Raw genomic sequence first — 24282 nt, 5'->3', positions numbered from 1 at the left:
TCTGTATGCCCCGAAAATTCGGGGGTAGGGGTGGGAAATCACAATGGCGGTAGATTGAGGGCATGCCGCGTCACTTCCGCCCCTACCGGGCACTCTCCGCAATGCGTTCCGTCTTCTCCTCCTCCCGTCCGGCAGGACGCCGCGCCGTCGGCGCCTCCGCGCTGCTGGCTGCGGGCATGTTCGGTGCCTCCCCGGCCACCGCCGGAGCTCAGACCATCGACCCCGTAGACGCGTTCCTCACCGTCACCGGTGAACCCGGCCCTCACCGGGTGCCCGGCGCCTACTTCACCTCGCCCGGCGTCCCCGATGAGGCGGAGTCCATCCGTCCCTCGGTCCTCGTCGGCCCCTCGACCCCGCTGGTCGTCGGGGAATCCCTGTGTACCGCGGCCGTCGCCGGTTACGACGCCGCCGGCAACGCCGTGGCGATCACCGCCGGCCACTGCGGTGTCGCCGGTGACGAGGTCCGCTCCGGAGACGACCCCGACGGCACCCTCATCGGCACCTATGTCCGTGGTGGCGCCCAGGACAACGGCATCATCCTGCTCAACGGGAACGCCCGGGTGACGAACACCTACAACAACGCCTCGCTCTCCACGCTCGGCGGCGGTGCCCCCACCACCGTGTGCAAGACCGGTATCACCACCGGCACGAGCTGCGGCCCTGCCGTGATGCAGGTCGGCGATGACCTGGCCACCCACCTGTGCGCGGCCCACGGCGACTCCGGGGCTCCGGTCTACGCCGGCAACCGTCTGGTCGGCGTCCTCAGCGGCGGCCTGTCCTCCGTGCCGGCCTGCGTGACCCCGCTGCAGGGCGCGGCACATTCCCCCGTGTTCGTCTCCACCTGGGACTCCGTCGCCGCGGAGATGGACGCCGCCGGTGGTGTCGGCGCCGGATTCCACCTGGCCTGAACTACGGCCTGAACAGGACCGACCGCGAGTCCGGTGGGGGACCGGGCGGTTACTGCCCGAGTCGGCCGCGGCCGAGCTGCAGCAGGGCGTTGGCGATGGCCACGCCTTCCTGGCCCAGGGCGTCCCGGTACTCGTTGAGGATCGCGGTCTCGCGTGCGTAGACCAGCTTCGTGCCCCCGGACGCCTTGCGCGTCTTCCCGATGATGCGGGACACCTCGGAGCGGCGCGCCGCCGCCTCGATGATCGTGCGGTCAAGCTCGTTGATCTCCAGGCGGTAGGCCTGGATCTCGGCGTCCGACAGGGGATCATCGGTACCGCTGCTCAGTGTCGATTCGGCGGCGGAGTTCACGGCCTCATTCTCCGGCCCCTTCGAAGGTTCGCTCATGGTCGGTAATTCTACGTCCGCACGGGTTGTAGGGTGGACAAGACCCGAACACAGGGCCGTGAAATACAGCTGACGAGGAGCACCGCACAGTGAACCAGGGCATGTCCGACAACCCCTTCGACGGGCAGATCCCGTTCCCTGAGGACGCCTTTCCGGACGAGTCCGGGCAGGACGCAGGATGGGACGCCCCGCCGGAGGAGGACCTGCCCCCGGACGACGCCGGTGACCTGCTCAACGGTTTCGCGGCGGACTTCGCTGTCTCGGTCGCCCACCTCGCCCCACTGCCCGAACTGCCGCCGGAGCCGCACTCCCCGGACATGACCTCGGGGAGTGCCGGTGCAACGTCCGCGCCGCAGCGGGCGACCGCTCCGGCGTCCCTGCGCACCGGGGGTGGCAACGGGCTGGCAGCCCGTGAAGAGGAGCTGCTTGCCGGGCTGAACCCGGCCCAGCGTGCCGCCGTGGTCCACCACGGGTCGCCGCTGCTCATCGTCGCCGGCGCCGGTTCCGGCAAGACCAGTGTGCTCACCCGACGGGTGGCGTGGCTGCTCGCCCACGGTGTCGCGCCCTGGCAGATTCTGGCGATCACCTTCACCAACAAGGCCGCCGCGGAGATGCGCGAACGTGTCACCGATCTGGTCGGCCCGGTCGCCGAGCGGATGTGGCTGTCCACCTTCCACTCCCTGTGTGTCCGTATCCTTCGGGCGAATGCTCAGCTCATCGAGGGGCTGAACACCAATTTCACCATCTATGACTCGGATGACCAGAAGCGTCTGATCACCATGGTGCTCAAGGACCACGACTGCGACCTCAAGGAGTTCGCTCCGCGCGCGGTGCTCAGCATCATCTCCAACTGGAAGAACGAACTGCAGGGGCCGGCCGAGGCGCTGAAGGAGACGCAGGAGGACGGCAACCGGCACCGCGAGCAGATCGCCCTGGTCTACCGCGACTACCAGGCGCGGCTGCGTGAATCGAACGCCGTGGACTTCGACGATCTCATCGGCGAGGTCGTCTGGATGCTGCAGGCCAACCCGGCGGTGGCAGACCATTACCGCCGCCGGTTCCGCCATGTGCTCGTCGACGAGTACCAGGACACCAACCACGCCCAGTACGTGCTGGTTTCCACGCTCGTGGGGGAGGGGCCGGGTGCCGGCGAACTGTGCGTGGTCGGTGACGCGGACCAGTCGATCTACGCCTTCCGTGGTGCGACGATCCGGAATATCGAGGAGTTCGAGCGCGACTACCCGCATGCCGAGACGATCCTTCTGGAACAGAACTACCGCTCCACCCAGAACATCCTCTCGGCGGCGAACGCCGTCATCGCCCGGAACCAGGGGCGCCGCGAGAAGAAGCTGTGGACGGATTCGGGTGACGGCCCGCTGATCGGCGGTTACGTCGCCGACAACGAGCATGACGAGGCCCGGTTCATCGCCCAGACCATCGACCAGCTCGTCGACGACGGGGACGCCACCTACGGCGATATCGCGGTGATGTACCGGACGAACAACTCCTCGCGCGTGGTCGAGGATGTGCTCGTGCGTTCGGGCCTGCCCTACAAGGTCGTCGGTGGTACGCGGTTCTACGAACGACGGGAGATCCGGGATGTGGTGGCATACCTCAAGGTCCTCGACAACGCCGAGGACACGATGGGCCTGCGCCGCATCATCAACACCCCGCGCCGCGGTATCGGCGACCGGGCGATTTCGCAGGTCAGCGTGCACGCCGAGAACATGGACCTCAGCTTCGCCGGTGGTCTGCGTGCCGCGGCGGCCGGCGAGGTGCCGGGCCTGAGTTCCCGGGGACGCAACGCCATCGCCGGGTTCCTGGAGCTCATGGACGGTCTGCGCGAGGATCTGCCCGGCCATGTCATGGAGGCGTCCGACGGATCCTCCCTGGAGATCCCCGATCTGGGCGCGGTGATCCGTGACGTCCTGGACCGCACGGGCTACACCACGGAACTGGAGAAATCGAACGATCCGCAGGACGGCTCCCGGCTCGACAACCTCCATGAGCTGGTCTCCGTCGGCCATGAGTTCTCCCAGGAGGCCGCGAATCTCGCCGCCTATGAGGCGATGCCGGACACTGCAGGTGGTACCGCGGCGCAGCAGGAGAGTGGCGCTGCATCTGACGCAGATGCTGCCGCGGACGCCGTGCTCTCCGAGGGCGAGCCGGCACCGGGCAGCCTCCAGGCATTCCTGGAACGCGTCAGCCTGGTCGCGGACGCGGACCAGATTCCCGGTGAGGAGCAGGAACTCATCACGCTGATGACCCTGCACACCGCCAAGGGGCTGGAATTCCCGGTGGTCTTCCTCACCGGGTGGGAGGACGGCCAGTTCCCGCACCAGCGTGCACTGGGCGATCCCACCGAACTGTCCGAGGAACGGCGTCTGGCCTATGTCGGCATCACGCGTGCCCGTCAGCGGCTGTATCTCTCGCGCGCGGTGACGCGGTCATCCTGGGGGACGCCCGCCAACAATCCGCCCTCGCGCTTCCTTGACGAGATCCCCGGTGAACTCATCGACTGGATCCGTGAGGAGCCGACTCCGTCCTGGGGTGGTGGCTGGGGGTCGTCGACCTCCGGTGGTTACGCCGACGGTACGAGCTTCGGTGGTGGAGGCTTCGGTGGCGGCTACGGCGGCGGGTCCGGTTACGGTTCCCGCCAGTCGTCCTCTCCCGCCCCCAGGCGCAAGGCACCGTCCTCGCCACTGTCCGGCGGGAAGCCACTGGAACTGGCCGTGGGGGACCGGGTCAACCACGACAAGTACGGGCTCGGCACGGTCAAGACCGTCGACGGGTCCGGGGTGCGCGCCACCGCCACCATCGACTTCGGAGCCAGTGGAACGGTTCGGCTCATGCTGATCGGTGGAGTCCCGATGGAGAAGCTCTAGAGCCGAATCCGGAACGGACAAGGTATCTCGAATCCGGGGGTAACAGTACTGAAAAAATAGGTAACCGGGTATTTACGTGTTTGGGGGTGTCAGTATGTGGATTTGCTGCTAGATTCCAGGGAACACACTGAATCTGCTGGGGTGTGAATGGCGGGTGACCACCGTCGACAGGCCGTTGACCGCGGCCCACCACATTCCAGCCTCTCCCGGAAGACTGCCCACAACATGCTCAGATACATTCTGTAGAGCGTGGCCACCTGGTTGGGCGTGATCGTCATCGCGACGAATCTCGCCTGGTTCCTGGCCGCTACCTTCCTTGATCCACGGTCGAATTATGTCGGTCGGCGTCCTCCGATGTCGCCGGAACAGATCGACGATATTCTCACACCGCTGAACCTCAGCCCGAACCAGCCTCTGCTGGAACGGTGGTGGTCCTGGATCACCGGGGTGGTCCTCCACTGGGACTGGGGGACTTCTCCGATCGGAGACTCCGTCAACGAGCAGGTCGGTTACCGGATGTGGACTTCCGCCCAGTTGCTGCTGCTGGCGACGATCCTCTCCGTGGTCATCGGTGTCGCCGTCGGCGTCTACACCGCCTCCCGCCAGTACAAGGTCGGTGATCGTGTCTGGCAGGGTATCTCGATCGTCACCCTGAACCTCCACGTCGTCGTCGTCTCCGTCGCCGTGGTCACTGTCGGCCGGTGGATCAACGACACCTCCGACAGCCGCATCTTCTACGTCACCGGATCCAGGAACTCCGACGTCCACGGGTTCTTCCCCGTGCTCGTCGACGTCGCACAGCATCTGATTCTCCCGACCATCTCCCTGGTGATCATCACCTACGCCACCTACCACATGCTGCAGCGCAGCCTGCTGCTCGACAATCTCGGTGCAGACTACGTCCGTACTGCCCGGGCCAAGGGCCTGGGCCGCGGCAAGGCCATCCGCCGTCACGCGCTGCGGACTTCGCTGATCCCGGTCGACACCAACGTCGCCTTCTCCATCCCCGGCATCTTCGTCGGAGCCATCATGACCGAGAAGATCTTCGGGTGGAACGGCATGGGTCAGTACACGATCGACACCATCACCAGAAACGACGTCAACGGAGCCGTCGCCGTCGCCGCCTTCGGGGCGGTCGCCACCGCGCTCGGTGCGGTGCTCTCCGACATCCTTGTCGTCATCCTCGACCCGAGAGTGCGGGTGAACTGACATGACCATCCAGAATCTCCAGGACGCGGCCTCTGCCCCGGACCCGCAGGAGCCCCCGGTCACTGTGGCGAAGCGCCGCGGCACCAGCAAGACCATGCTCTACGTCCGCCGGTTCCTGCGGAACAGGATGGCGGTCGTCGGCGTGGTGATCTTCGTCTTCCTTGTCCTGGCCGCCGTTGTCGGGCCGCACCTGACGAAGTGGTCCTACAGTGACCCCGACTTCCTCAACCTCTCGACCGAGCCTTCCGGTGAACACTGGTTCGGTACCACGGACGCCGGCAACGACCTCTTCGCGCAGACCGTCCACGGCCTCGGCCGGTCGCTGACCATCGCCCTGCTCGTCGCCTTCGGTACCACGATCATCTCTGCCCTGATCGGCACCGGAATGGCGCTCTACGGCGGACGCGTCGAGAAACTCCTGCTGTGGATCATCCACCTGCTGCTCGCCGTGCCGTCCTTCCTCTTCATCGCACTCATTGTCGGTGGCTCCGGCGGTGACTGGAAGGCCCTGACCCTGGTGCTCATCGTCTTCGGCTGGATGATGGCGGCCCGCGTGATCTGGTCGATGGCGCTGTCGGTCCGCGAGAACGACTACATCCGCGCCGCCGGCTACATGGGCGTCAGCAGGGCCCGCACCATTGTCCGCCACATGATCCCGAACATCGGCTCCCTGCTGGTCATCCAGTTCACCCTCGCTGTCGTCTCCACCATCGCCAGCGAGACGGGCCTGTCCTTCCTGGGCCTCGGTGTGAAACTGCCGGATGTCTCCCTCGGTACCCTCCTGCAGGTCGGCACCGGCAACCTCACTGCCGCTCCCTGGCAGTTCTGGTTCCCGGCGGGAGCGCTGACCCTGCTCACGGTGTCCATCGCCTTCATCTCCGACGGCCTGCGTGCCGCCCTCGACCCCAACTCTTCGGCAGGAGGCCGAGCATGACCGGCACCAGCACAGACACCCCCGTCCTCTCGGTCCGTGACCTCTCCGTTTCCTTCCCCTCGGAGGCCGGCACGGTCAACGCCGTCCGTGGCGTCAGTTTCGACCTCTACCGGGGCCGCGCCCTCGGCATCGTCGGCGAGTCCGGCTCCGGCAAGTCCGTCACCTCCATGGCCGCGATGGGCCTGCTCCCGGACTACGCGAAGATCACCGGGTCGATCACCTACGACGGCCGCGAACTCGTCGGTATGTCCGACCGCGAGATGTGCGACATCCGCGGCAACGGCATCGGCATGATCTTCCAGGATCCGCTGACTGCCCTGACCCCGGTCTTCACCGTCGGCGACCAGATCGTCGAGGCGATCCTCTGCCACCAGAACGTGTCGAAGTCTGCGGCCTGGAAGCAGGCCGTCGAGCTGCTCGACCTGGTCGGTATCCCGGAACCGGACAAGCGTGTCCGATCGTTCCCGCATGAGTTCTCCGGCGGCATGCGCCAACGCGCGGTCATCGCCATCGCGATCGCGAACAACCCCCGCGTCCTCATCGCCGACGAGCCGACCACCGCGCTCGACGTGACCGTCCAGGCCCAGGTGCTCGACGTCATCCGACTGGCCCAGCGGGAGACCGGCGCGGCGACGATCATGATCACCCACGACATGGGCGTCGTCGCCGGCACCGCCGACGACGTCATGGTGATGTACGCCGGGCGACCGGTCGAGCGGGCAGGGGTGGACGCCCTGTTCACCGAACCGAAGATGCCCTACACCGTCGGTCTCCTCGGCTCCACGCCGCGGGTCGACCGGCCGGCCACCGAATCGCTCACCCCGATCACCGGCACCCCGCCGTCCCTGGTCGACCTGCCCCACGCCTGCACCTTCGCGCCGCGGTGTCCGGTGGCCACCGACGCCTGCCTCGACGGTGAGCCGGAGCTGACGGCCCTGGCGAACGCCCCGGAACGGGCCACCGCGTGCATCCGCTCCGAGGAGATCTCCGGCGGAAAGCTCGACGGCAAGGATCTCTTCGCCGCGCCCACACTTCCGGCGGACATGTACGCCGGTGTCCCGCGTGAGGAGCGCGACCAGACCCTGGAAGTAACCAATCTCCACAAGTCCTTCCCCCTGGTCAAGGGTGCCCTTGTCAAGCGCCGCATCGGTACGGTGGACGCCGTCAAGGGTCTCACCTTCGAGGTCCGGGCGGGGGAGTGCATGGCCATCGTCGGAGAATCCGGCTCCGGAAAGACCACCACCCTGCTCTAGATCATGGACCTCACCCCGCCGGAGGACACGACCATCCTCCTCGGTGGGAAGGACGCCGGGTCCATGAGCAACCGTGAACGCCGCGCGGTCCGCAAGGACATCCAGATCGTCTTCCAGGACCCGATGAGCTCGCTGGATCCGCGGATGACCATCAAGGAGATCATCGCCGAGCCACTGCATTCCCTCGGTTACGAGGGGGATGTCGACGACCGCGTCACCGAGATGATGGGGCTGGTGGGCCTGGACCCCGACCAGCCCGACCGGTTCCCCGGCCAGTTCTCCGGCGGTCAGCGCCAGCGCATCGGCCTGGCCCGCGCACTGGCGACCAACCCCAAGCTCATCGTCCTCGACGAGCCGGTCTCCGCACTGGATGTCTCGATCCAGGCCGGCGTCCTCAACCTGCTCAACGACCTCAAACGACGCCTCGGCATCTCCTTCCTCTTCGTCGCCCACGACCTCTCGGTCATCCGGCACCTCTCGGACCGCGTCGCGGTGATGTACAAGGGCGAGTTCGTGGAACAGGGAGACACCGACGAGGTCTTCGACCACCCGCAGCACGAGTACACGAAGAAGCTGCTCTCGGCGATCCCGGTCCCTGACCCGGCTGTCGAACGTGCCCGTCACGAGCGGGCGGCCACCACCCTGCAGAACAGCGGCTCGTAGAGCCGGACATGTCATGCGACCGCAGCACAGGAACCGGGACGGGCGCGGCCCACCCGGTCTGACCATGCCCTGACGTCCGTTCATCCCCCTTCTGACACGAGGAGAAGACCATGAAGCTCTACACCTCCGCACCGACACGTGGACGGCGGTGGCGCACCCGTAGCGTCCTCGCGATCTCCACGGCGACCATGCTCGCCCTCGCCGCCTGTGGCGGCAGCGACGACGACGGCCCCGAGGCCAGCGACTCCGGCTCTGTGGCCGCATCCGACATCAACGACAAGGACCGCGACGAGATCCAGGACGGTGGCGACGCCACCCTCTGGCTCGAGGAACTGTCCGAGCAGCAGAATCCCTTCCAGGCCGACGGCAACCTGTACACGAACTACGTCTGGGACTTCTACAATCCGCAGATGGTGCTCTTCGACGCCGAGGGCAACTTCCAGGCCAACCCGGACTACCTCACCGATGTCTCCGAGGAGACCGCGGACGGCAAGACCGTGGTGACCTACACCATCAATGACAAGGCCCAGTACAACGACGGCACGCCGCTGGACTGGACCGCCTTCGAGAACACCTGGAAGGCCAACAAGGGCGATGCCGAGGGCTACAACATCTCCAGCTCCGACGGCTACGTGCTCATCGATTCGGTCACCAAGGGCGACAACGACAAGAAGGCCGTCGTCACTTTCAAGCAGGAGTACCCGTGGTGGGAGGGACTGTTCAACTACGTCCTGCCGCCTCAGGTGAAGGACGCGGACACCTTCAACACCGCCTACCTCAAAAAGCTGAACCCGGAGTGGGGTGCCGGCCCGTACAAGGTCGACCGCGCCGACTTCAACACCGGTGAGGTCTCCTTCGTCAAGAACGAGAAGTGGTGGGGCGACGAGGGCAAGCTGGACAAGATCACCTACCGCTACCTGGAGGACCAGGCCAGCCTCAACGCCTTCCAGGCCGGTGAGTTGGACGCGACCCGGGTGGCCACCAAGGACCGCTTCGCCACGGCCTCGAACATGGGTGAAGGCAAGGCAGACATCCGCACCGCACTGCGTCCCTCCAACTACCTGGTCACCCTCAACGGCAAGTCCCCGCAGCTGGAGGATGTCGCGGTCCGTGAGGCCATCATGACCGGCATCGACCGTGAACAGCTGGCGAAGATCCGCTTCAACGGTCTGAACTACACCGAGGATCTGCCCGGCTCCTTCGTCCTCTTCCAGACCCAGGACGGCTACGACGACAACTTCGGGGCAGAGGTCTCCTTCGGCCCGGAGAAGGCCAAGGAACTGCTCGACGAGGCCGGCTGGACCGAGGGCTCCGGCGGCATCCGTGAGAAGGACGGGGAGAAGCTCTCCCCGAAGTACGTGCTGCTCGGCGATGACCCGGCGCAGAAGGCCCAGGCCACCGCGATCCAGAAGATGCTCAAGGACATCGGGGTGGACATGACCATCCAGGAGCGTCCGTCCTCCGACTTCTCGAAGGTGACCACGGAGCGCGACTTCGACATCTTCCAGATGGGGTTCAGCTCCACCGATCCCTTCGGTGTCGCCTACTTCGACCAGATCTACAACTCGGAGTCCGAGCTGAACAAGTCCGGTACCGGTTCTGCGGAATTGGACGCCAAGATCCGCGACCTGCAGCAGATCGGTGACCCGGACGAGCAGATCGAGAAGGCCAACGAGCTCGAGAAGGAGGCCTTCGCCGAGTACGGCATCATGCCGACCTTCAACGGTCCGGACATCTGGGCCGTCACCCCGGGCCTCGCGAATTACGGCGCACTCGGCTTCGCCAAGGTTCCCGTGCAGAACATCGGTTGGGAGAAGTAGTCTCCACGGAACAGCAGAGAACCCCCGCATCCTCACCGGGATGCGGGGGTTTTTCTGTGGTAGACGCCTGTGACAGTCAGGCTGTCCGGGGGAGCGGAGACTAGATCTGGACGCCGCGCTCGGCGAGCCAGCCCTGCGGGTCAACGGGGTTGACGCCGTCGGGGTAGACCTCGAAGTGGCAGTGCGGGCCGGTGGAGAAGCCGAGGTTGCCGACGCCGGCGATCTTCTGGCCGGCGGAGACCTGCTGGCCGACGGTGACGTCGATGGTCTGCATGTGGCCGTAGACGGTGATGGTGCCGTCATCGTGCTTGATGCGGACCCAGTTGCCGAAGCCGGAGGCGGGGCCGGCATCGATGATGGTGCCGGACTGGGCGGCGACGATCGGGGTGCCCAGCGGGGCGGCCAGGTCGATGCCCTTGTGCATGGTGCCCCAGCGGATCTCGTAGCCGGAGGTGTAGGTACCGTCTGTCGGCTTGACGGTCTGCGGGGTGCGGTTGAGGAGGTCCTGGGCGATACGCGCGGCGTTGAAGTCCAGGGCGCTGGTCAGCTGCGCATTGAGGTTGTCGAAGTTGAGGTCCTGCGGGGCGGCGAGGATCTGGGCTGCGGACTCCGCGGCCGGGGCCTCGGAGGAACCCTGGGCGAGAACCTTGGAGTCGGACGCGAGGGCGACGGTGGCGTCGTCCCGGTCTGCGGACTGGACGGTGGCGGCACCTGCACCCGCGGCACCGGCGGTGGCGACTCCGGTCACGGCGACGGCGGCGAAAGCCATCCGACGCTTGGCCGAGGTGTCCAACTTCCGGTGGCTGGTGTGCTGCTGCGCTTCAGTCATTGTCTGCAGTGTCTCCATGTGATCGTTCAGGGCCGTCCACCCTGGGCTTGTTACGTTCCAGTCGCTCATTTGTGACCGGATCGTTATCTAACGAGGTTGAACTCTAATGCGGACATGGTCCGTGAGCAACCTCTTCGGGCGAAAAATCACGGTTCAGCAACATCGGGGGAGGAGTGTGCGGGGGTGACTCGGGTGTGGTTCCACCCTGTACGGGCAGTTCATGACGCATTTGTGACTGATGTGACGGGGGTATCTGACAGAGTGTCCGAAATCCCTGGTGTGCCCTTCCCCGACGATGAGACCCTCGGCAGGCACAATGGGACGGGTGAACAACGAGAGCCACCGTCCCAGTCCCCGGTCACGTAACACCGGTCGCGGGTCGGAGGAGCGGCGCCGACGGGCGGGCACCTCCGGCCCGGAACGGGGGAGCGCCCGGAGTTCCTCCCGGAATGCCTCCCGCTCATCCACCACCGCCCGTGACACGTCCCGCGCATCCACCCGTGGTGTGACCCGGGACGTGACACGGGGCGGAGAGGGGTTCGTCGACGGTGCCCACGGTGCAGACCCCCGTGATCCGCGTCAACGCGCCGCTGCGCGGGCGTCGGGGCGTCCTGCTTCCCAGGGGCGCTTCGGTGCCTTCTGGTCGGTCTGGGGGCCGCACATCCGTCGCTTCGGTCCGGGGATTCTCCTCAACCACGGCGTGACCGTGGCCGTGGCACTCGTTATCGCCGTGGTCCTGGCGATCGGCACGACCTTCCGTGCCGTCCCCGCCTACATCGGGTCAGCGTGGCTGCTGTCCAATCTCGCCCCCGTGACGATCAGCGGGGCGTCTCTCGGTGCCGCACCCTTACTTCCTGCACTCCTGATCTTCGTCGCGCACTCCCGCCGGATCCGGACGACCTGCGGGACCACCGTCACGGTGCGCGGTATCCGTACCGTCGCCGTCCTGGGCATCCTCGTCCCGGCGGTGTTCACACTCATCGCCTGGCTGATGGTGTGGGACGCCTCGAAGGTCTTCGATGTCGCGCCACCCAATATCTTCCTCGCGTTGCTGACGACGGTGCTGCTCAACGGTGCCGTGGTCATCGCCGGACTGGGGCCGAAGATCTGGCGTGCCCTGCTGCTGCGTCGGGGCATGCCGACGTGGCCGGTCGAGTCGGTGCTGCTGGCCGACCGTTTCTTCAAGGTGCTGCTGCTCGTGGGGGCGGCCGTGGCGGCCATCGGTCTGCTCGTCAACCATGCTGCGGTGGGTCGTGCGTACGACATCGCCGGCGGGGCCGGTGGTGTGCTCGGCCTGACGCTGCTCAGTCTCGTCTACTTCCCGAACCTGGCGGTCGGCGCGACGTCGGTGATCATGGGCGGCGAGATGCACATCGGTGACGGCAGTGCCTCACTGTTCGCGGTGACGAACGCGAACATGCCGCCGCTGCCGGTGCTGGCCGTCATGCCGAATGACTCGATCCCGCTGGGGCCGGTGTGGCTGCTCATCCCCGCGGTCGCCGCCGTGGTGACGGTCTACCGCTGGTTCGCCGGACGCCGCTTCATCGAGTCACCACTGTTCACCGCGATGGGTGCGGGGCTGTGTGCCGCTGTCGCCGGCCTGCTCATCGCCTGGTTCGCGGGCGGTGAGCTCGGTTACTACGGGTCGACCGGACCGCTGCTGTGGCTGACACCGTTGCTGTTCCTCGGCTGGATGGTGCTGCCCTCCCTCGTCGTGTTCGGCTGGGTCGCCTGGTCAGGACGCCGCGTCACAGAGTCCGCCGGTGACTTTGCGGACGACTACGTGGACGACGAGGCCGCGGAGGACGTCGAAGAGTCTGCTGCCGAGGAGGACATCTCTGCCGGGTCTGCCGATGACGATTCTTCCGACGATGAGGAAGAGGCTGCAGAGGAACAGGACACGGAGGAGGACGCGGAGGAAGAGCCCACGTCCGACGACGCGCCTGAGACCGAGGCATCTGACGAGGCGGAGGAGCCGGGGGACGAAGGGGACGGCACCGCCGAAGAGGACCCGGATGATGACCCGGACGACGTCTCTGACGAGGCCGACGGGACAGAAGACGACAAGTGACGCTCCCGTCGCGGCGTCCTGCCTCCTGCCCCGGCATTCCCCGCGCGGACCGCACCCCGTAAAGTAGACGGGCGTGAGTGAGTCCACGCCCCCGGAGGTCCCCGTGCAGGGGAAACTGAACCCGACAGCACCCCTGCGGGTGGTCGTCCTGACCTCTGGTGAAGGCACACTGCTGCAGTCGATGATCGACACCCTCCACAACTCGGTCGAGATCGTCGCGGTGGGGGCCGACCGCCCGTGCCACGCCCTGGCGCGTGCCGCCGCTGCCGGACTGGACACCTTCCTCGTCGCGTACAACCCCGACCATGAGCCCGGCTACGACAGGGACGCCTGGAACCGTCGCATCGCCGACGCCGTGGCGTCCCGCCGTCCGGACATCATCGTCAGTGCGGGGTTCATGCGCATTCTCGGGGCAGAGTTCGTCGGCCGGTTCCGTGGCAGGATCATCAACACCCACCCCGCGCTGCTGCCCGCCTTCCCGGGGGCGCACGCGGTGGAGGACGCGCTGGCCTACGGCGTGGCACTCACCGGGTCCACCGTCCACCTCGTCGACGACGGCGTGGACACCGGCCCGATCATCGCGCAGCGGGAGGTCCCGGTTCTGCGCGGGGACACTCGGGCGTCACTCCACGAACGGATCAAGACGGTGGAACGGCGGCTGATCGTTGACGTCCTGCACCGCACGGCCCGGTACGGCTACACCATCGACGGACGAAAGGTCTGGATCAATGACTGAAACCACCCCCGACAACGGGCAGCGCCCGATCAAGCGCGCCCTGATCAGCGTCTACGACAAGACCGGTCTGGAAGAGCTGGCGCAGGGCCTGCACGCGGCCGGCGTCCAGATCGTCTCCACCGGCTCCACCGCCTCCCGCATCGCGGACGCTGGCGTGCCGGTCACCCCGGTCGAGGAGCTCACCGGCTTCCCGGAGTGTCTCGAGGGCCGTGTGAAGACGCTGCACCCGCGCATCCACGCCGGCATCCTCGCCGACACCCGTAAGGACGACCACCTGGCGCAGCTGAAGGACCTCGGTGTGGAGCCCTTCGACCTCGTCGTGGTGAACCTGTACCCCTTCACCGACACGGTCGCCTCCGGTGCAGACTTCGACGCCTGTGTCGAGCAGATCGACATCGGAGGCCCGTCGATGGTGCGTGCCGCCGCGAAGAACCACCCGTCGGTCGCGGTGGTCACCGACCCGGCCGAGTACACCAACGTCATCAATGCGGCGAATGCCGGCGGGTACACCCGTCGTGAGCGTACCCTGCTGGCCACCCAGGCATTCCGCCACACCGCGTCCTACGACGTCGCCGTGGCCACCTGGCTGACCGAGCAGACCGCCGAGGGCGAGTTCGCGCAGTTCCCCGAGTGGATCGGTGAGGTCCATGAGCGGGCCCACACCCTGCGTTACGGCGAGAACCCGCACCAGGCCGCCGCGGTGTACACGACCCCGGGCGCCACCGGCGGTCTGGCCAACGCCGAGCAGTTCCACGGCAAGGCCATGAGCTACAACAACTACACCGACGCGGACGCCGCGTGGCGTGCGGCCTGGGACCACGAGGATCCCTGTGTGGCGATCATCAAGCACGCGAACCCCTGCGGTATCGCCGTCGCCGCCGATGTCGCCACCGCCCATCGCGAGGCCCACGCCTGCGACCCGGTGTCGGCCTACGGCGGAGTCATCGCTGTCAACCGCGAGGTCAGCGTCGAGATGGCAGAGCAGGTCGCCGGCATCTTCACCGAGGTCATCGTCGCCCCCGGTTACGCCGACGGCGCGATCGAGGTGCTGAGCCAGAAGAAGAACATCCGTATCCTGGCCACCGAGGTCCCGGTCCGCGAGGGTTCCCTGGACCACAAGGACGTCTCCGGCGGCCTGCTCGTCCAGGCGACCGACCTGGTCGACGCCGCCGGTGACGACCCCGCCAACTGGACCCTCGCCGCCGGTGACGCCGCCGACGAGGCCACCCTCGCCGACCTGAAGTTCGCCTGGCGGACCGTGCGCGCGGTGAAGTCCAACGCGATCCTGCTGGCCAAGGGTGGTGCCACCGTCGGCGTCGGCATGGGTCAGGTCAACCGTGTCGACTCCGCCAAGATCGCCGTCGAACGCGCCAACACCCTGGCCGGCGACGAGAAGCGTTCGGTCGGTGCGGTCGCCGCGTCCGACGCCTTCTTCCCCTTCGCCGACGGCTTCGAGGCACTTGCCGAGGCCGGCGTGACCGCTGTCGTACAGCCGGGCGGTTCCGTCCGCGACCAGGAGGTCATCGACGCCGCCGTGAAGGCCGGTGTCACCATGTACCTCACCGGTGAGCGTCACTTCGCCCACTAGTTTCGCCTACGGTGGCGGGCATGGATCCCGTCACCGCACTGCGCACCATGGAGCGCCAGGGCACCAGCACCGCTGATGCCCTGGCGCTCTTCGATTCCCTGCCTCCGGTGCAGGTCGAGGACATGCTGGGCAACTGGCACGGAGCGGAGGTGTCGACCGGCAATCCGCTGGACGGCGTCCTCGAACTCTCGGGCTGGCACGGCAAGCGGTACTACTCTGCCGAGGACGCCCACCCGCTGGTCATGGCGGGACGCCGCGGGCTGTTCGCGGTCAATCCGGCGCTGGTTCCGATGGGCCTGGCGATGAGGACGGCTCCGGTGCTGCGTCGGCTGAAGCTCGGGAGAGCGGTGCGGGCTCTGCTGCCGGTGGCGAGGACCGGGAAGCCGGCAGCCCGGCTTCGGATGGTGGAGTACCGCGGGGTGGTCTCCGGGACGATGGTCTACGACGCACTGCCGGTCAACGACCATATCCGACGCGTGGACGAGGACACCCTCTTCGGTGCCATGGACTTCCGTGCACTGGATGAACCGTTCATGTTCACGCTGCACCGGGAGTAGTGACCACCCCCGTTCCGACGGTGAACCGGGAGTTAGCCTCGGAGCATGGACACCATCCGGACATCACCGACAGCGGCACGCACGGCATTGTCCGTTGCGGCCGTCGCCGGCGTGGTCCACGGTGCGTTCAGCCTCTACTGGGGCGTCGGCGGCTCATGGCTGGTGGACACACTGGGAGAGGACCTCGTCGAGCAGTGGGAGGACAATGCCGCGGCGCTGCTGCCGGTCGGCGCAGTGAAGATCCTCGCCGCCCTGCTGCCGCTGCTCCTGTTGCGGACGCCGACTCAACCGTCCCTGTGGCCCCGGCTGCTCCGGGCGGTGAGCTGGGCCGGGGCGGTGCTGCTCATCCTGTGGGGCGGGATCAACACCGTCGCCGGCAACCTCGTCCTGTCCGGGATCGTGGAACCGGACGGCGGCTACGACCACGACGGGATGGTCGGCCACGCCTGGCTGTGGGGCCCGCTGTTCCTCATCTGGGGTGTGACGCTGGTGGTCGGGCTGTTGCTCAGTCGGCGGGCGTCACGCGTCCGGAACTGACGTGCAACTCCCGTTGTCCACCCTGTGTCCGTGCGTTCTCGAGCCACCGTCGGTCGTGGGTGACGGTGACCACTGCACCGGGGAAGTCCACCAGAGCCTCCTCCAGCTGTTCGACGAGCTCCGAGGTGAGGTGGTTGGTGGGCTCGTCGAGCAGGAGCAGGTCACCGGGTGCGGTGAGAGTGACCGCCAGTTCGAGACGTCGGCGCTGCCCGACGGACAGATCAGCGACCGCTCCGGTCAGGGCATCCGGAGGAAAGAGACCGAGTGTGCCGAGTGCGGCCGTGGCGTCCTCCCGGTACATGCCGCTGGCGCGTGCGAAAGTGTCGACGAGGGCGGTACATCCGTCGCCGTCCGGGGTCGCGAGTGACTGCCGGAGCCACGAGACGCGCAGCCCAGCGGAGGTCTGCCGGTGCCGGGGATCGCCGAGTTCACCGGCAAGGACGCGGAGCAGTGTGGTCTTGCCCGCTCCGTTGGGTCCGGTCACCAGCCAGCGGTCACCGGGCCGGATCTCCAGAGTGGAGTCCAGGTACAGCGGCGGCATGTCGTCGGGCAGTTCCAGATGTCCGGGGAGGAGTGTCACCAGCGGCATCGAGGTGTCTGGATCGCCCAGCCCAGCGCCGGCCATGTCCGCGGAGCGAAGGACAACGGGTCAGTGGGGACCTCGGCGGGTGCCGACCTCAGTTGTGCTGCCCGGGCCTTGGCCTGCCGGATCCGGCCGGTGGCGCCGTGGTCGGCGCTGCGGGTGCGGAAGGCGCCGTGGCCGAAGCCGGGTTTCTCCCGGCTTCGGGGGATCTCGGAGCTGAGCAGTGCATTCGTCACGACGAGCTTGTCAGCACGCGCCAGCTCAGTGCACCAGAGCTCGTACTCCCGTCGGATCCGGAGTCGCTCGGCGTCCCGGGCCCGGAGATAGCCGCGGTATCCGTCACCGTACCTGTGGAGGTGGGCGTCCCGGATCTCGATGATGTCGCGGGCGAACCGGTCCAGAAAGGACCGGTCATGGGTGACCACGATGAGGGCGTCCCGGTGGGTGTCGAGTTGACGCTCCAGCCAACGCACGGCGTCCTCGTCGAGATCGTTGGTCGGTTCGTCGAGCAGCAGCAGGTCAGCGCCGGAGCACAGGGCGGCGGCGAGTGACAGTCGGGCGCGCTCACCACCGGAGAGTTCAGCGACCGGACGCGCGCGGCCCAGCGCTCCGAGACCGAGCTGGTCGAGGGCGGCGTCCAGCCGGCGGTCGAGGGTGGGGCCACCGCGGGACTCGAAAACGTCGTTGAGCTCGGACAACTGGTCCAGGAGCGAGGGAAGCTCCGCGGCGGGCGCCACTTCGAGCGCTCCGGTGACCTCGGTGATCGCCCTCTCGAGCGTCCGTATGTCGTGGAGGAGGTGGTCGATCGCCTGGCTGACAGTGGCGTCGGCGGCGAAGACGGGGCCCTGTTCGGCCACGGCGAAGCCGCCGGGCAGGTCCACCTCCCGGTCGCCGGAGGTGGGGGTGACAGTGCCGGCGAGAACGCTGAGCAGGGTGGACTTCCCGGATCCGTTGTCGCCGATGACGGCGATACGGTCCTGTGGGCCGACAACGAGGTCGACCCGGTCGAGCACGGTCCGGTCGGTGAAAGTCACGGTGAGTTCGCGCAGGGACGCAGTGGATGATGGTCGGGACATGGTGAACTCCTCGGCGTGCGGAGACACGCTGCAGGTGGTTCTCTTCCCCAGGAGAGAACCGGAATCGGATCGGGGACCGACACGCATCCCCGTTCAGACGGCGACGGCGTGCTCAGGACCCACCACGGAGGATGTCCTCGACGCGGCGTCCGGATCTAGTGAATCAGAGTTCCCATGGGTCTGACCGTAGCACGGGATCCGTATCCTGAACCTCACAGCGCGCCAACCGGACAGGGAGAGTGACGATGCCGGCACGACGGATCCTGGACAACGAGGAACACCTCGCCGTGATCGAGATGGTGCGGGACGTGGTCACCAACCGGCTGGCCCCGCAGGTCGCGAAGATCGAGGAGGCGAGGCAGTTTCCGCAGGACGCGTTCCGGATGCTCGGTGAGATCGGCGTGCCCGGCATGGTCTACCCCGAGGAGCTCGGTGGTGCGGGGATGCCGACCGAGCTGTATCTGCAGACACTGGAGGAGATCGGGGCGTTGTGGGCCTCAGTGGCCGTGGGAGTTTCCGTCCACACACCGAGCTGTTTCCCGCTCGCCACTTTCGGTACCCGCGAGCAGCAGCAACGGTGGTTGCCGGAGATGCTCGGCGGTACGCAGGTCGGCGCCTACAGTCTGTCGGAGGCGCATGCCGGATCTGACCCCGCTGCGTTGGCGATGAGGGCCAGACGGGAGGGAGACTCGTACGTGCTCAACGGCTCCAAGGCGTGGGTGACCAACGGTGGCTTCGCCGACTTCTACACGGTCATGGCGAGGACCAGTGGCGAGCCCGGTGACGGGAAGGGCATCAGCTGCTTCCTGGTCCCGGCGGATACACCGGGGTTCTCGGCGGGGCCACCGGAGCGGAAGATGGGGCTGACCGGGTCACCGACCGCGGCGCTGACCTTCGACGATGTCCGTATCCCCGCCGACCAACGGATCGGCGAGGAGGGACAGGGACTGAAGATCGCCCTGGCCGCACTCGACTCGGGTCGGTTGGGCATCTCTGCGTGTGCGACCGGGCTGGCCCAGGGTGCGCTGGACGCGGCGGTGGACTACGCGCAGGAGCGGGAGACCTTCGGCCAGCCGATCATCGAGCACCAGGGGCTGGCGTTCCTGCTTGCGGACATGGAGGCGGCCGTCACCTCGTCGCGGGCGACGATGCTCGCCGCCGCCAGGCTGAAGGACCTCGGGGAGCCCTTCGCCGAGGAGGCGTCCGTGGCCAAACTCGTCACCACCGACAGTGCCATGAAGGTCACGACTGATGCGGTGCAGGTTCTCGGTGGTGCGGGGTACACCCGCGACTTCCCGGTGGAGCGCTACATGCGTGAGGCGAAAGTCATGCAGATTTTCGAGGGGACCAACCAGATCCAGCGGATGGTCATCGCCCGGCACCTGCACCGGGACAACAGCGGTCCGCTGCGTTCATCCCGCACATGAAGTGGACTCCGCCGCCCGGTGCAGTGGAGGAGGAACACAGGAACACGCCGGGGACACCGGTGTCATAGGGACGCAGCAGCCGGGGACGGGCCAGCAGTTGGACGAGGTCGTTGGCCCCGCCGGAGATGTCCCCGCCAATATTGTTTCGTCCTGTGGCCTCTACTCCCGCCGGGTCGGACGCGGACCAGTCCACGACGTGGTCACGGAAGCCGGGGGCGGCGTCCTCGATCTGTGCGGTGACCAGGTCAAAGGTGTCCTGTGCCGTTCCGGTCCATCCGGCCGGAACGTGGGCGTAGGCCCACACCGGGTTGAGCTGCCGGTTGTCGTAGACGACGGTGCGGCCGGGATCCGCGAGCCAGGGTTGACCGACGAGGGTGAAAGGACGTCGGGGGAGTCGCCCCTGCCAGCAGTCCTTCTCCGCCGCGGCGACCTGGTCGGCGGTGCCGCTGAGGTGGACGGTGGCGGCGCGCCGGGCATCCGGCGAGGACCAGGGGATCCCATCCTCGATGGTGTAGTCGACCTTCGCCACCGCGGGGCCACGGTGGAACCTGCGCCAGGACCTGGCGACACGGTCCGGGACCCGGTCGCCGAGGATCCGGGCGGCGTCCTCCACGGAGGTGTCGAGGAGAAGAACATCCGCCCCTGAGACCTGGGACACGTCGGTGACCTGCATCCCGGTCACCACCGAACCTCCGAGGGCGGCCAGTTCAGCCAACATGGCGTCCGCCATGGACTGTGATCCGCCGACGGCGACGGGCCAGCCGTGGGCGTGGCCGGCGACGGTGAGCAAGGTGCCCGCGGCCGAAGACCCGGGCAGGTTCAGCGGGGTGAACGCGTGCGCCATGATCCCGGCAAGTAACGCGCGTGCCTCGGGGGAACGGAAGCGTCCCCAGGACCAGGACGCCGGTAGCCCGGCCTGTACCCCGAACCCGGCGAAGAGCAGCGGGTGTCGGGGAACATGGAGTATCGGGCGCAGGAACTCGTCGGTGACTTTGGCCGCCCGGTCAGCCCGGTCTCCCAGAGGTCCGAAGAACGCCTGCCAGATGCGGCCGTCTGTTCCGGGGAGTCCGGCAGCGGTGTCCACCACCGAGGTGTGCAGTGTCGCGGAGCGGGTGGTGTCGAGGACGTGTACGGCGTCCACCGGTGCGGTGGCGAGCTCCAGCCCGTGACCGGCCAAAGCCTGTCCGAACTCCCCGAAAAACGGGGAAGCCTGGGCGAGGGGGAAGGTGGTGGCGCAGTGGTCGTGGCGCACGCCGTGGGTATCGGTGCTGCTGCGAAGACCCCCTCCGGCCGTGTCCGCGGCCTCGACCACGGTGACCTTCACCCCGGCCCGGGCCAGCACGAGCGCGGCGGCCAGACCGTTGGGTCCGGAGCCGACGACGGTGGCGGCGTGGGGTGGTCGGGACAGCATGCCCCGACTGTAGTGGGGTTCAGTCGTTCCGGACGATGCCGTCAGAGAGGATGCCCGCCCAGCGGTCGATGACCCGCCGGCGGTGCTCGGAGTTATCGACGAGCACGGCACCGAGGCCGAGACCGCGGGCCAGGTCGACTGTCATCCGCAGCAGTTCCCGGGTGGCATGGTCGGAAAGGTCGGCATCCAGGGCCAATCCCATGAGTTGGTGGACTTCCCTGGCGTAGCGGCTGTCTGCCGCGATGATCAGGTCCCGGAGCTCGCCCTCAGGACCGGCAGCGGCGGACCAGACGTGCAGCGCAGCCCGAAAGGAATCGCTGGCAAACGATTCTGCCACCAGCCTGACGACATCCTCGGTGGAGGCTCCGTCCGGCCCCGTGGGCAGGTCAGCAACGGCAGTCCGCAGCTGATGGGTGAGAGCGTTGAAGAATTCGGTGACGGTTTCCTCGATGAGGACGTCCCGGGTCGCGAAATGGTGCTGTGCCGCTCCGCGGGACACGCCGGCCTCACTGGCCACGGCGCTGACGGTCGTCGCCGCTGCACCCTGTCCGGAGAGCACGGTGACAGCGGCGTCGAGCAGCTTCCGCCGGGTCTCGCGGCTGCGGTCCTGCTGGGGGGTGCGTGGCACGGACTCCTCCTGTCGCCTCTGTGCGGACGGGGCTGCATGTCGTGGAACAGGGTAGCAGTAGGTCGGCCTCTGTCCGAGAGGGACAGCGACGAAAACAGTCAGCATTGACTGGTTAGGGGCAATCCGATACTGTGCTGCGTTTCACAACACAACAACAGAAGAATCGAATTTCACGGAGTCACCGCGCCTGATATGAACTCATTTCTCCCCTCCGTCCCCGGCCACCACCACTGCGACCATCGACCCGTTGCGTGGAGGTACGACTGGCCCTCCGTTGTCCGTGCCGGCGTCCCAGGCGCTGGCGGGCCGGACAATCGTGATGTCGGGCGGGTCCCGCGGTATCGGCCGTGAGATTGCCCTGGCCGCCGCCCGGCCCGGCGCCAGTGTTGCGATGCTCGCCAAGACAGCAGAGCCTGACCTCCGCATTCCGGGGACGATGTTCTCCGCTGCGAAATTGATCGAGGAGGCGGGTGGTCACGCGCCCCCGTCGTCGGTGACGTGCGGAAAGGTGAGGATACTGCCCGTGTCGTCGATGAGACTGTCGAGCAGTCCGGTGGTGCGGACATCGACCTGAATAACGCCAGTTCGATCAACCTCCACCCCACGAAGGGCCTGCCGTTGAATCGGCTGGACCTCGTGCTGGACATCAACATCCGCGGTTCTCTCGCACTGACCCGGGCGGTCCTGCCGTATCTGTGGGAGTCCGACCACGCGCGCATTCTCACCCTGTCGCCGCCGGTCAATCTGGAGGAGTGGATCGGCAGCTACCCGGCCTATGTCGTCGGCAAGTTCGGTATGTCGGTGCGAGGCATGGTCAGCGGGTATACGCTCGTCGACTCCGACGTGTTCCGGTCTGCCGGCGTCGCGGACGTGTCCGGTTACGGCGGTGAAGAGCCGCTGGAGATCGACCTGTTCCTGTAACGGTCCAGAGGGGGGGAGTATGTTCCGGTATTTCAACACCACCAGTCAGTGATGATCGGATATTGCCGTGGTGCCCCCTGCGCCACCCCCGTATAAGGGTGTTCTTTCCTGACCATTGCCAGGTGGAACACCGGAACGACGTGCAAGTCCAAAACAATCAAGTGTGATTGCTATCCGATGTGACCTGTGTCATATACACTCGCTGCAGCGACGAAACATTCGCTTTCCAACATGGAAATGATGACCAGGAAGGACGCCACCGTGACGACTGTGACGGCATCCACCGATACGGCACCGACCACCGGGTTCGCCGATCTCACCGCCGAACTCCGCGACCGCATTGAACGCGCCCGTCGCGGGGGAGGGGACAAGGCCCGGGAGCGCCATCTCTCCCGCGGCAAGATGCTGCCGAGGGACCGGGTGAACTCCCTGCTCGACCCCGGCAGCCCCTTCCTCGAGGTGGCGCCGCTGGCCGCCGAGGACATGTACGACGGTCGGGTCCCCGGAGCCGGCATCGTCGCCGGTATCGGACTCGTCGAGGGGCGCCTCTGTCTCATAGCCGCCAATGACGCGACTGTCTCCGGCGGTACCTACTACCCGGAGACGGTGAAGAAGCACCTGCGCGCCCAGGAGATCGCCGAAGCCAACCGGCTGCCCTGCATCTACCTGGTGGATTCCGGTGGCGCTATGCTGCTGCAGCAGGACGAGGTATTCCCGGACCGCGACCATTTCGGCCGGATCTTCTACAACCAGGCGCGGATGTCCGCCCGCGGAATCCCGCAGCTCTCCGCCGTCATGGGTTCCTGCACCGCCGGCGGCGCCTACGTCCCGGCGATCTCCGACGAGACCGTCATCGTCGACGGCCAGGGCACCATCTTCCTCGCCGGTCCGCCGCTGGTGAAGGCCGCCACCGGCGAGGACGTCACCGCCGAGGAACTCGGTGGCGGTGCCATGCACTCCCGGGTCTCCGGTGTCACCGACCACCTCGCCGCCGATGACGCGGACGCCATCCAGCGCATCCGCGACATCGTCGCCACCCTGCCGGAGGACGACCCGGCCGCCCCGGTCGAGCCGTACACCTCCCGGGACCAGACCGACCTCTACGACATCGTCCCCACCGACCTGAAGACCCCCTACGACGCCCGCGAGGTCATCGAGGTCATCACGGACTCCGGCTCCGTCCACGAATTCAAGGCGGAGTACGACAACTCCGTGGTCACCGCCTTCGCCAGGATCGAGGGCCACCGCGTCGGCGTCATCGCCAACAACGGCGTCATCTTCGCCGAGGGAGCGGTGAAGGCCGCCCACTTCATCCAGCTCTGCGAGCACCGCGGCACCCCGCTGCTCTTCCTGCAGAACACCACCGGCTTCATGGTCGGAAAGTCCTACGAGGAGGGCGGCATCGCCAAGCACGGCGCCAAGATGGTCACCGCAGTGGCCACGGCGACCGTCCCCAAGCTCACCGTCATCACCGGCGGTGGCTTCGGCGCCGGCAACTACGCCATGTGCGGCCGTGCCTACTCACCGCGCTTCCTGTGGACCTGGCCGAACTCGAAGGTCTCCGTCATGGGCGGACCGCAGGCGGCGATGACGCTGTCCACCGTCCGCGGGGCCAAGGTGACCCGCGAGGGAGGGGAGTGGACGGACACCGACCGGGAGGACTTCGAGCGTCCGATCCGGGACCTCTTCGAGGAGAAGTCCAGCTGCTGGTACGGCACCGCCCGACTGTGGGACGACGGGGTCATCGACCCCGCCGACACCCGCCGCGTCCTCGCCATGGCCCTGGGCGTCTGCGCCCGGGTCCCGCGGGACACCACCACCGACACCACCGCCGCCGGTTTCGGCGTGTTCCGGATGTGAG

The 24282-nt window shown here is 67.2% G+C and carries 18 protein-coding genes and 2 pseudogenes; 14 read left to right on the top strand and 6 right to left on the bottom strand.

Annotated elements, in window-relative coordinates; all coding sequences use genetic code 11:
- The first annotated feature begins 62 nt into the window (after positions 1 to 62).
- Positions 63 to 908 carry a S1 family peptidase gene (locus tag CVA01_RS01505; RefSeq protein ID WP_014010617.1) on the top strand — a complete coding sequence of 282 codons (846 nt, stop codon included), beginning with the start codon at positions 63 to 65 and terminating at the stop codon, positions 906 to 908.
- 49 nt (positions 909 to 957) lie between these two features.
- On the opposite strand, the gene CVA01_RS01500 is transcribed toward CVA01_RS01505, so the two are convergent.
- The gene (locus CVA01_RS01500; RefSeq protein ID WP_174775587.1) at positions 958 to 1293 is read right to left on the bottom strand and encodes a chorismate mutase; all 336 of its coding nucleotides are present in this window, start codon (positions 1291 to 1293) and stop codon (positions 958 to 960) included.
- A gap of 101 nt (positions 1294 to 1394) precedes the next feature.
- Between CVA01_RS01500 and CVA01_RS01495 the strand changes: the two genes are divergently transcribed.
- From CVA01_RS01495 to CVA01_RS01475, 5 genes and pseudogenes are all read left to right on the top strand, one after another.
- Positions 1395 to 4178, top strand: coding sequence for a UvrD-helicase domain-containing protein (locus tag CVA01_RS01495; RefSeq protein WP_244938084.1), 2784 nt, complete (start codon positions 1395 to 1397; stop codon positions 4176 to 4178).
- Between the two features lie 249 nt (positions 4179 to 4427).
- Positions 4428 to 5387, top strand: a complete 960-nt coding sequence (locus tag CVA01_RS01490) for an ABC transporter permease (protein WP_141328071.1) — start codon at positions 4428 to 4430, stop codon at positions 5385 to 5387.
- Position 5388: 1 nt separating this feature from the next.
- Positions 5389 to 6321, top strand: coding sequence for an ABC transporter permease (locus tag CVA01_RS01485; RefSeq protein ID WP_141328069.1), 933 nt, complete (start codon positions 5389 to 5391; stop codon positions 6319 to 6321).
- Positions 6318 to 8237, top strand: a pseudogene (locus CVA01_RS01480) (ABC transporter ATP-binding protein). The gene CVA01_RS01485 and the pseudogene CVA01_RS01480 overlap by 4 nt, the downstream one beginning before the upstream one ends.
- A gap of 110 nt (positions 8238 to 8347) precedes the next feature.
- On the top strand, positions 8348 to 10057 hold the full coding sequence (locus CVA01_RS01475; RefSeq protein WP_141328067.1) for an ABC transporter family substrate-binding protein: 1710 nt from the start codon (positions 8348 to 8350) through the stop codon (positions 10055 to 10057).
- A 100-nt stretch (positions 10058 to 10157) separates the two neighbouring features.
- Here CVA01_RS01475 and CVA01_RS01470 read toward each other — a convergent pair whose 3' ends face one another.
- The gene (locus CVA01_RS01470) at positions 10158 to 10886 is read right to left on the bottom strand and encodes a M23 family metallopeptidase (protein ID WP_141328065.1); all 729 of its coding nucleotides are present in this window, start codon (positions 10884 to 10886) and stop codon (positions 10158 to 10160) included.
- A gap of 316 nt (positions 10887 to 11202) precedes the next feature.
- Between CVA01_RS01470 and CVA01_RS01465 the strand changes: the two genes are divergently transcribed.
- The 5 genes from CVA01_RS01465 (at position 11203) to CVA01_RS01445 (ending at position 16375) form a co-directional block, all read left to right on the top strand.
- Complete coding sequence (locus CVA01_RS01465; RefSeq protein ID WP_244938083.1) at positions 11203 to 12957, top strand: cell division protein PerM; 1755 nt, start codon at positions 11203 to 11205, stop codon at positions 12955 to 12957.
- Between the two features lie 73 nt (positions 12958 to 13030).
- The gene (purN, locus tag CVA01_RS01460) at positions 13031 to 13693 is read left to right on the top strand and encodes a phosphoribosylglycinamide formyltransferase (RefSeq protein WP_174775586.1); all 663 of its coding nucleotides are present in this window, start codon (positions 13031 to 13033) and stop codon (positions 13691 to 13693) included.
- The gene (gene purH, locus CVA01_RS01455; RefSeq protein WP_141328061.1) at positions 13686 to 15281 is read left to right on the top strand and encodes a bifunctional phosphoribosylaminoimidazolecarboxamide formyltransferase/IMP cyclohydrolase; all 1596 of its coding nucleotides are present in this window, start codon (positions 13686 to 13688) and stop codon (positions 15279 to 15281) included. Before purN ends, purH begins: the two co-directional genes overlap by 8 nt.
- 20 nt (positions 15282 to 15301) lie before the next feature.
- A complete protein-coding gene (locus tag CVA01_RS01450; protein ID WP_014010606.1) occupies positions 15302 to 15838 on the top strand; it encodes a DUF4334 domain-containing protein in 537 nt (178 codons plus the stop codon).
- A gap of 45 nt (positions 15839 to 15883) precedes the next feature.
- Positions 15884 to 16375, top strand: a complete 492-nt coding sequence (locus tag CVA01_RS01445; RefSeq protein WP_141328059.1) for a DUF3995 domain-containing protein — start codon at positions 15884 to 15886, stop codon at positions 16373 to 16375.
- Here CVA01_RS01445 and CVA01_RS01440 read toward each other — a convergent pair.
- Positions 16344 to 16955 (bottom strand): ATP-binding cassette domain-containing protein, encoded by a 612-nt coding sequence (locus CVA01_RS01440; protein ID WP_170209651.1) that lies wholly within the window; start codon positions 16953 to 16955, stop codon positions 16344 to 16346. The genes CVA01_RS01445 and CVA01_RS01440 overlap by 32 nt on opposite strands.
- Positions 16952 to 18061 (bottom strand): ATP-binding cassette domain-containing protein, encoded by a 1110-nt coding sequence (locus tag CVA01_RS01435; RefSeq protein ID WP_170209650.1) that lies wholly within the window; start codon positions 18059 to 18061, stop codon positions 16952 to 16954. Before CVA01_RS01435 ends, CVA01_RS01440 begins: the two co-directional genes overlap by 4 nt.
- A gap of 218 nt (positions 18062 to 18279) precedes the next feature.
- Here CVA01_RS01435 and CVA01_RS01430 point away from each other — a divergent pair, with 218 nt between their 5' ends.
- Complete coding sequence (locus CVA01_RS01430; RefSeq protein ID WP_141328053.1) at positions 18280 to 19461, top strand: acyl-CoA dehydrogenase family protein; 1182 nt, start codon at positions 18280 to 18282, stop codon at positions 19459 to 19461.
- Here CVA01_RS01430 and CVA01_RS01425 read toward each other — a convergent pair.
- Both CVA01_RS01425 and CVA01_RS01420 read right to left on the bottom strand, forming a co-directional pair.
- Positions 19403 to 20872 carry a phytoene desaturase family protein gene (locus CVA01_RS01425; protein ID WP_141328051.1) on the bottom strand — a complete coding sequence of 490 codons (1470 nt, stop codon included), beginning with the start codon at positions 20870 to 20872 and terminating at the stop codon, positions 19403 to 19405. The genes CVA01_RS01430 and CVA01_RS01425 overlap by 59 nt on opposite strands.
- Before the next feature lie 19 nt (positions 20873 to 20891).
- A complete protein-coding gene (locus CVA01_RS01420) occupies positions 20892 to 21500 on the bottom strand; it encodes a TetR family transcriptional regulator (RefSeq protein WP_141328049.1) in 609 nt (202 codons plus the stop codon).
- A 319-nt stretch (positions 21501 to 21819) separates the two neighbouring features.
- Between CVA01_RS01420 and CVA01_RS01415 the strand changes: the two are divergent.
- Both CVA01_RS01415 and CVA01_RS01410 read left to right on the top strand, forming a co-directional pair.
- Positions 21820 to 22421: pseudogene (locus CVA01_RS01415) on the top strand (SDR family NAD(P)-dependent oxidoreductase).
- A 237-nt stretch (positions 22422 to 22658) separates the two neighbouring features.
- A complete protein-coding gene (locus CVA01_RS01410; RefSeq protein WP_373862652.1) occupies positions 22659 to 24281 on the top strand; it encodes a carboxyl transferase domain-containing protein in 1623 nt (540 codons plus the stop codon).
- Position 24282: the final 1 nt, after the last annotated feature.

Source organism: Corynebacterium variabile, assembly GCF_006539825.1.
Taxonomy (GTDB): Bacteria; Actinomycetota; Actinomycetes; order Mycobacteriales; family Mycobacteriaceae; genus Corynebacterium; species Corynebacterium variabile.
This window is presented reverse-complemented; position numbering and strand designations above follow the sequence as displayed.

Excerpts from the sequence above, each read along its gene's own strand:
- CVA01_RS01500 (WP_174775587.1), bottom strand. The coding sequence starts at position 1,293 with ATGAGCGAACCTTCGAAGGGGCCGGAGAATGAGGCCGTGAACTCCGCC.
- CVA01_RS01410 (WP_373862652.1), top strand. The coding sequence starts at position 22,659 with ATGATGACCAGGAAGGACGCCACCGTGACGACTGTGACGGCATCCACC.
- CVA01_RS01485 (WP_141328069.1), top strand. The coding sequence starts at position 5,389 with ATGACCATCCAGAATCTCCAGGACGCGGCCTCTGCCCCGGACCCGCAG.
- CVA01_RS01425 (WP_141328051.1), bottom strand. The coding sequence starts at position 20,872 with ATGCTGTCCCGACCACCCCACGCCGCCACCGTCGTCGGCTCCGGACCC.
- CVA01_RS01470 (WP_141328065.1), bottom strand. The coding sequence starts at position 10,886 with ATGACTGAAGCGCAGCAGCACACCAGCCACCGGAAGTTGGACACCTCG.
- CVA01_RS01465 (WP_244938083.1), top strand. The coding sequence starts at position 11,203 with ATGGGACGGGTGAACAACGAGAGCCACCGTCCCAGTCCCCGGTCACGT.
- CVA01_RS01450 (WP_014010606.1), top strand. The coding sequence starts at position 15,302 with ATGGATCCCGTCACCGCACTGCGCACCATGGAGCGCCAGGGCACCAGC.
- CVA01_RS01475 (WP_141328067.1), top strand. The coding sequence starts at position 8,348 with ATGAAGCTCTACACCTCCGCACCGACACGTGGACGGCGGTGGCGCACC.
- CVA01_RS01505 (WP_014010617.1), top strand. The coding sequence starts at position 63 with ATGCCGCGTCACTTCCGCCCCTACCGGGCACTCTCCGCAATGCGTTCC.
- purH (WP_141328061.1), top strand. The coding sequence starts at position 13,686 with ATGACTGAAACCACCCCCGACAACGGGCAGCGCCCGATCAAGCGCGCC.
- CVA01_RS01430 (WP_141328053.1), top strand. The coding sequence starts at position 18,280 with ATGCCGGCACGACGGATCCTGGACAACGAGGAACACCTCGCCGTGATC.
- CVA01_RS01495 (WP_244938084.1), top strand. The coding sequence starts at position 1,395 with ATGTCCGACAACCCCTTCGACGGGCAGATCCCGTTCCCTGAGGACGCC.
- CVA01_RS01445 (WP_141328059.1), top strand. The coding sequence starts at position 15,884 with ATGGACACCATCCGGACATCACCGACAGCGGCACGCACGGCATTGTCC.